Annotated in this window: 9 protein-coding genes; 7 read left to right on the top strand and 2 right to left on the bottom strand. The window is 65.6% G+C overall.

The annotated features are described in order from the left end of the window. The 7 genes from whiA to AC5RTT_RS19015 all read left to right on the top strand — a co-directional run. Positions 1 to 610, top strand: a 610-nt coding sequence (whiA, locus tag AC5RTT_RS19045; protein WP_494146496.1) for a DNA-binding protein WhiA, incomplete at its 5' end; no start/stop codon positions are given. A 99-nt stretch (positions 611 to 709) separates the two neighbouring features. Beyond that, positions 710 to 1336, top strand: a complete 627-nt coding sequence (locus AC5RTT_RS19040; RefSeq protein ID WP_307610108.1) for a superoxide dismutase — start codon at positions 710 to 712, stop codon at positions 1334 to 1336. 261 nt (positions 1337 to 1597) lie between these two features. Beyond that, complete coding sequence (gene gap, locus AC5RTT_RS19035; protein ID WP_459792717.1) at positions 1598 to 2608, top strand: type I glyceraldehyde-3-phosphate dehydrogenase; 1011 nt, start codon at positions 1598 to 1600, stop codon at positions 2606 to 2608. Positions 2609 to 2618: 10 nt separating this feature from the next. Further along, on the top strand, positions 2619 to 3845 hold the full coding sequence (locus AC5RTT_RS19030; protein WP_494146495.1) for a phosphoglycerate kinase: 1227 nt from the start codon (positions 2619 to 2621) through the stop codon (positions 3843 to 3845). A 90-nt stretch (positions 3846 to 3935) separates the two neighbouring features. Beyond that, a complete protein-coding gene (gene tpiA, locus AC5RTT_RS19025; protein ID WP_494009075.1) occupies positions 3936 to 4751 on the top strand; it encodes a triose-phosphate isomerase in 816 nt (271 codons plus the stop codon). 50 nt (positions 4752 to 4801) lie between these two features. Continuing rightward, on the top strand, positions 4802 to 5056 hold the full coding sequence (gene secG, locus AC5RTT_RS19020) for a preprotein translocase subunit SecG (protein WP_009357659.1): 255 nt from the start codon (positions 4802 to 4804) through the stop codon (positions 5054 to 5056). A 126-nt stretch (positions 5057 to 5182) separates the two neighbouring features. Next, positions 5183 to 5578, top strand: a complete 396-nt coding sequence (locus AC5RTT_RS19015; protein ID WP_494009076.1) for an RNA polymerase-binding protein RbpA — start codon at positions 5183 to 5185, stop codon at positions 5576 to 5578. On the opposite strand, the gene pgl is transcribed toward AC5RTT_RS19015, so the two are convergent. Further along, positions 5531 to 6349, bottom strand: a complete 819-nt coding sequence (gene pgl / locus AC5RTT_RS19010; protein WP_494146494.1) for a 6-phosphogluconolactonase — start codon at positions 6347 to 6349, stop codon at positions 5531 to 5533. The genes AC5RTT_RS19015 and pgl overlap by 48 nt on opposite strands. After that, positions 6339 to 6886: glucose-6-phosphate dehydrogenase assembly protein OpcA (locus tag AC5RTT_RS19005; protein ID WP_494146493.1), on the bottom strand; the 548-nt coding region annotated here is incomplete at its 5' end. The genes pgl and AC5RTT_RS19005, both read right to left, overlap by 11 nt.

The raw sequence follows: 6886 nt of genomic DNA, 5'->3' as shown, positions 1-6886 counted from the left end.
GGACGCGGAAGCCGTGTGGCGGGGCGCGTTCCTTGCCCACGGCTCGCTCACCGAGCCGGGCCGGTCCTCCTCGCTGGAGGTCACCTGCCCCGGCCCGGAATCCGCACTGGCGCTGGTGGGGGCCGCGCGCCGGCTGGACATCCAGGCCAAGGCGCGGGAAGTCCGCGGCGTGGACCGCGTGGTCATCCGCGACGGCGATACCATCGCCGCCCTCCTCACCCGCATGGGCGCCCACGATGCGCTGATGGTCTGGGAGGAGCGGCGCATGCGCAAGGAAGTCCGCGCCACCGCCAACCGCCTGGCCAACTTCGACGACGCCAACCTGCGCCGCTCGGCCCAGGCAGCAGTGGCAGCCGGTGCCCGTGTAGAGCGTGCCCTCGAGATCCTGGGCGACGACGTTCCCGAGCACCTGAAGTACGCAGGCGAGCTGCGCGTGGCACACAAGCAGGCCAGCTTGGACGAACTGGGGCGCCTGGCCGACCCCGTCATGACCAAGGACGCGATTGCCGGACGCATCCGCCGCCTCCTGGCCATGGCGGACAAACGCGCCGCTGACCTCGGCATTCCCGGTACGGACGCCAATGTGACGCCCGAAATGCTGGACGAGTGACCGACCCATAGAATCAAAAAGATTCCGGGCGCCCGCCGCCCGGATGCACAATCCGAGAGTTACCAACCGGACCGAGCGTCCACGATATTGGAGGATTTTGTGACCGAGTACGTATTGCCGGAACTCAGCTACGACTACGCCGCCCTTGAACCGCACATCTCCGCGCGGATCATGGAGCTGCACCACAGCAAGCACCACGCCGCCTACGTTGCTGGCGCCAACAACGCCCTCGCACAGCTGGCCGAAGCCCGCGAGAAGGGCGACTTCGCCAACATCAACAGGCTCTCCAAGGACCTCGCGTTCCACACCGGCGGGCACGTCAACCACTCCGTGTTCTGGAACAACCTGTCCCCGGACGGCGGCGACAAGCCCGAGGGTGAGCTGGCTGCCGCCATCGACGACGCCTTCGGCTCCTTCGACGCCTTCCGCGCGCAGTTTTCGGCAGCCGCACTCGGCCTGCAGGGATCGGGCTGGGGTTTCCTGGCCTACGAGCCCATCGGTGGCAACCTGGTCATCGAGCAGCTCTACGACCAGCAGGGCAACACGGCGCTGGGCACCACCCCGCTGCTGATGCTCGACATGTGGGAGCACGCCTTCTACCTGGACTACGTCAACGTCAAGGCCGACTACGTCAAGGCGTTCTGGAACATCGTGAACTGGGCCGACGTCGCCAAGCGCTTCGAGGCAGCACGCACCAATGCCACGGGCCTGATCACCCTCCCGTAGTGCCTCGCGCTCAAAGCGCTTGTTACAAACTTCACATTCGGACTTAAATGGGCCGCGATGTGGACCGTCCGCCCCCGCACTTGCGGGGGCGGACCCAGTTAAACGTAAGATAGGTCACGGAAGGCGGTTAGCCTTCAGCAATGAGGCTGGTCGCCCTCCGTATGTAAATCATCTCTGCCCAATGGCGTGCGGGATCTGTTAGTTGGCTTGAACGCCCGCTCAACTAGTAGTGCTTCTAAAAGCACCAAGGAGACTGAAAAAGTGACGACCCGTATTGGTATCAACGGCTTTGGCCGCATCGGCCGCAACTACTTCCGCGCAGCACTTGCACAGGGCGCGGACCTCGAGATCGTAGCCGTCAACGACCTCACCAGCCCCGAGGCCCTGGCACACCTGTTCAAGTACGATTCCGTGGGCGGCCGCCTGAAGGAAACCATCGAGGTCAAAGACGGCAACATCGTCGTCAACGGCAACGTCGTCAAGGTCCTTGCAGAGCGCGATCCCGCCAAACTCCCCTGGGGCGAGCTGGGCGTGGACATCGTCATCGAGTCCACCGGTTTCTTCACCAAGGCCGCCGATGCGCAAAAGCACATCGACGCCGGCGCCAAGAAGGTCCTGATCTCCGCTCCGGCCTCGGACGAGGACATCACTATCGTCATGGGTGTCAACCACAACCTGTACGACAACGCCACCCACAACATCATTTCCAACGCGTCCTGCACCACCAACTGCCTGGGCCCGCTGGCCAAGGTGGTCAACGACGAGTTCGGCATTGAGCGCGGCCTCATGACCACCGTCCACGCCTACACCGCCGACCAGAACCTGCAGGACGGCCCGCACAAGGACCTCCGCCGTGCCCGCGCCGCCGCCGTCAACATGGTGCCCACCTCCACCGGTGCCGCCAAGGCCATCGGCCTGGTCCTGCCCGAGCTGAAGGGCAAGCTGGACGGCTACGCCATCCGCGTTCCCGTGCCCACCGGTTCCGCCACCGACCTCACCGTCACCGTCTCCCGCGAGACCACCGTTGAGGAAGTCAACGCCGCCCTCAAGCGTGCTGCCGAGTCCGAGGAACTGCAGGGCTTCCTGACCTACACGGAGGAGCCCATCGTTTCCTCCGACATCGTCGGCGACCCCGCCTCGTCCATCTTCGACGCCGGACTGACCAAGGTCATCGGCAACCAGGTCAAGGTTGTTTCCTGGTATGACAACGAATGGGGCTACTCGAACCGCCTCGTCGACCTTACGGAGCTTGTCGCGTCCAAGCTGGGCTAGGGTTAGACACATGACATCACACACCCTCAACGAACTTCTCGCTGAAGGTGTCCGCGGGCGGTACATTCTGGTTCGTAGTGACCTGAATGTGCCGCTCGACGGCTCTACAGTCACTGACGACGGCCGCATCAAAGCCTCACTTCCAGTGCTGTCAAAGCTCACGGACGCCGGTGCCCGCGTGCTGGTAACAGCCCACCTTGGACGCCCCAAGGGCGCGCCCGAGGATAAGTACTCCCTCCGCCCCGCAGTGGACCGCCTGGCGGAACTTGCCGGCTTCAAGGTCACCCTGGCGGGGGACACCGTCGGCAGTTCCGCCAAGGAAGCCGCGGCGTCGCTGCAGGACGGCGAAGCCCTGGTCCTGGAGAACGTCCGGTTCGACGCCCGCGAAACCAGCAAGGATGACGCCGAGCGCGGCACCTTCGCTGACGAGCTGGTGGCGCTGACCGGTGACAACGGCGCGTACGTGGATGACGCTTTCGGCGCTGTGCACCGCAAGCATGCCAGTGTTTACGACGTCGCCACCCGGCTTCCGTCCTACCTGGGCGACCTGGTGCACACCGAGGTGGAGGTCCTGCGCAAGCTCACGGCCGATACCCAGCGTCCCTACGTTGTGGTGCTCGGCGGATCCAAGGTTTCGGACAAGCTGGCGGTCATCGACAACCTGATCGGCAAGGCTGACACCATCCTGGTGGGCGGCGGCATGCTGTTCACCTTCCTCGCCGCAGCAGGCCACAAGGTGGCTTCCAGCCTGCTCGAGGAGGACCAGATCCCTGTGGTCAAGGACTACCTGAAGCGCGCCTCGGACGCCGGCACCGAATTCGTGGTGCCCACCGACGTCGTGGTGGCGGAGAAGTTCGCGGCTGACGCTGCGCACGAGACCGTTTCCGCCGACGCCATCGAGGACAGCAGCTTCGGTGCCCAGGGTATCGGCCTGGACATCGGCCCGGACTCAGCCGCTGCGTTCGCAGGCCGGATCAAGGGAGCCAGGACGGTCTTCTGGAACGGCCCGATGGGCGTCTTCGAATTCGAAGCATTCTCCGCCGGAACCCGCGCCATTGCGCAGGCCCTCACCGAAACCGAAGCGTTCACGGTGGTGGGCGGCGGCGACTCCGCGGCTGCCGTCCGCACCCTTGGTTTCGCAGATGACCAGTTCGGCCACATCTCAACCGGCGGCGGCGCCAGCCTGGAGTACCTCGAAGGCAAGGAACTTCCCGGCCTCAGCGTCCTGGACCGCTAGCCAGCACCCCACCTTCCAGTCCTCAGGCCGGCAGGTTGCCCGCGCGGCAGCCTGCCGGCCAATCACTTATCAAGACTTTTTGGAGATTACGTGACTTCGTCAACGAACGGCGCTTTCGACCGCAAGCCCTTCATCGCGGGCAACTGGAAAATGAACATGGACCACGTGCAGGGCATCACCCTCCTGCAGAAGCTGGCCTGGACCCTTTCGGATGCCAAGCACGACTACAGCCGCGTCGAGGTAGCTGTCTTCCCGCCGTTCACTGACCTCCGCGGTGTCCAGACGCTCGTCCAGGGCGACGACCTGGACATCGCCTACGGCGGCCAGGACCTTTCCCAGTTCGATTCCGGCGCCTACACCGGCGACATCTCCGGCCAGTTCCTCAACAAGCTCGGATGCAAGTACGTGCTGGTAGGCCACAGCGAACGGCGCACCATCCACAACGAATCCGACGACGTCCTCAACGCCAAGGTCAAGGCTGCCTTCAAGCATGGCCTCACGCCCGTCCTGTGCGTCGGGGAGGGCCTGGAGGTCCGCCAGTCAGGCACGCACGTCAACCACACGCTGGAACAGCTCCGCGCCGGCGTCGCGGGCCTGACCAGCGAGCAGGCTGCAGAACTCGTAGTTGCCTATGAGCCCGTCTGGGCCATCGGCACCGGTGAAGTTGCCGGCCCGGAGGACGCACAGGAGATGTGCGCCGCCATCCGCGCCGAGCTCGCCTCGCTGTTCGATGCCGACGTCGCTGCCAGGACCCGCCTGCTCTACGGTGGATCGGTCAAGGCCAACAACGCCGCCGCCATCCTGAAGGAGCGCGACGTCGACGGCCTGCTGGTGGGTGGCGCAAGCCTCGATCCGGCCGAGTTTGCTAATATTGTCAGGTTCGAGAGTCACCTGGTGGCGGACTAGTCCGTCCCGCAGCGCACACTCCCGCAATCCCAACTTCCTGAAAGGCCGTCGTGGACGTTCTTCATGTCATCCTGCAGATCCTCCTGGGCATCACCAGCCTCCTGCTGACGCTGCTCATCCTTCTCCACAAGGGACGGGGCGGCGGTCTGTCGGACATGTTCGGCGGCGGAATGAGTTCGGGCCTGAGCTCCTCCGGCGTGGCCGAGCGGAACCTGAACAGGTTCACCGTGATCCTGGGCGTCACCTGGGGCATCGTCATCATCGCCCTGGGCCTGATCATGCGGTTCAGCGGCGGCGACTCCTGATTCTCCTCGGCTGAGGCACGCCGGCGGACACTCCCGCCCGGCGCATCTGCCTACTAAACTGTGGCTGTCGGTTCCCGACAGCCACAGTTTTTGTTTAAGCCAGGCAATTTCGAGGCAGGAGTTCCGGTGGTCCATCCAGCATCAGGCTTCCGCGGTACCCGAGCAGGAGTAACAGCGGGATCAGGTTCCAGCCTCCAGTCCGGCGAGGACCACGGCTCCCCCCTGCCGCGGATCAAGGTGTCCTACTGGTGCGCCAAGGGCCACGAAACGCAGCCCGTGTTCCTCAAGCTGCCGGAAGACCAGATCCCGGTGGTGTGGGACTGCCGGAGGTGCGGGGCTCCCGCCACCAGGGACGGCCATGCCGCGGCAGCGGCCGATGCGCTGGACGATGGCTACAAGAGCCATCTTGAGTACGTTAAAGAAAGGCGCTCCGGCCAGGACGCCGAAGACGTCCTGGCCGGAGCGCTGGAAAAGCTACGCGCCCGCGGGATCCTTTCGGACGAGCTGCTGCGGGACACGTGACGCGGCGTTCTCGTCGATAAGCCAGAGGGTCCGGGCCGTTCCCCGCGGACCGGCGGCGGGCACCTGCACGGGGTTGGCCCCGGCAAGGGCCAGGCCAACCGCACCTGCCTTGTCCTCGCCAGCAACCACCATCCACACCTCCGCGGCCGTGTTGATGGCCGGCAGGGTGAGTGACACGCGCAGGGGCGGGGGCTTGGGGGAGTTGCGGACTCCCACCACCGTCCGTTCCTTTTCCCGGATCCCTGCCTGCTCGGGGAAGAGCGAAGCAACATGGGCGTCAGGCCCCACGCCGAGCAGCACCACATCGAGCCGGGGCAGCGCCGCGGGATGTTCGGGCCGGTCATCGGACATGTCGGCCGCATGTTCGGCCGCCGCAGCCTCCCGCAGCCGCCGTGCATAGTCCTCGGCGGCCTCCTCGGGTGTCTCGAAGTCGTCGGAGGAACCGGGCTGGTGGACGCGCTCCGGGTCCACCGGGATACGCGAGAGCAGGGCGTCAAACGCCTGCTTCGTATTCCGGTCCGGATCCGCGGAACCAACGAAACGTTCGTCGCCCCACCAGAAGTTCACCCTGGACCAGTCGACGGCGGGCGCCGCCGGAGAGTCAGCTACAGCCTTCAGCGTGCCGATGCCCACCGTGCCTCCGGTGAGCACCACAGTGGCCTCGCCGTGTTTGTCCTGCACATCCACGAGCTTGGTGATGAGCCGGGCCGCAATGGCCGCCATCAGGACGGACGAATCAGGATGGACGCTTACTCTGGGCTCAACGCTCACTGGGACGGACGCTCCTTAGATTGGTTCGTGGCAGTCCAATAGTAATCACTTCGCCAAAGACTTCGTCGGGGTCCAGCCGTCGGAGTTCTTCGGCGAGGCAGTCGCGGAGGCTGCGCCGTGGCAGGGAGATCCGTTGGGCTGGCTGGCCGGGCTGGGTGAGCTCGGCGACGGAAAGCCCCGGGCGGAACAGCTGCACATCGCCGCCGGGGCGGCTGAGGCGCACCCGGCGGATCCCGGTCCCCGCTGGGTCGGCCACGATGGTGACCGGCGCGTCCAGGGTGAGGGTGAGCCAGGCGGCGAGCAGGATGGTGCTGGGTGAATCCGAGGCACCTTCGACGGCGACCGCTGTCACCGGGGAGGTGTCCACCTCGTCCAGGGCTGCGGCGAGTTGGATGCGCCAGTTGGTGAGACGGGTCCAGGCGAGGTCGGTGTCGCCGGCCTTGTAGGTGGCGCGGATGTTTTCCAGCGCGGCCTGCGGGTCGGGTTCGTTCGCGGAGTCGGTGATCCGGCGGTGCGCGATGCGGCCGATGGAGGTCT

This window comes from Arthrobacter sp. Y3221157 (genome assembly GCF_059089865.1).
Note: the sequence above shows the minus strand (reverse complement) of the source record. Positions and strands in the feature narration are given on the sequence as shown.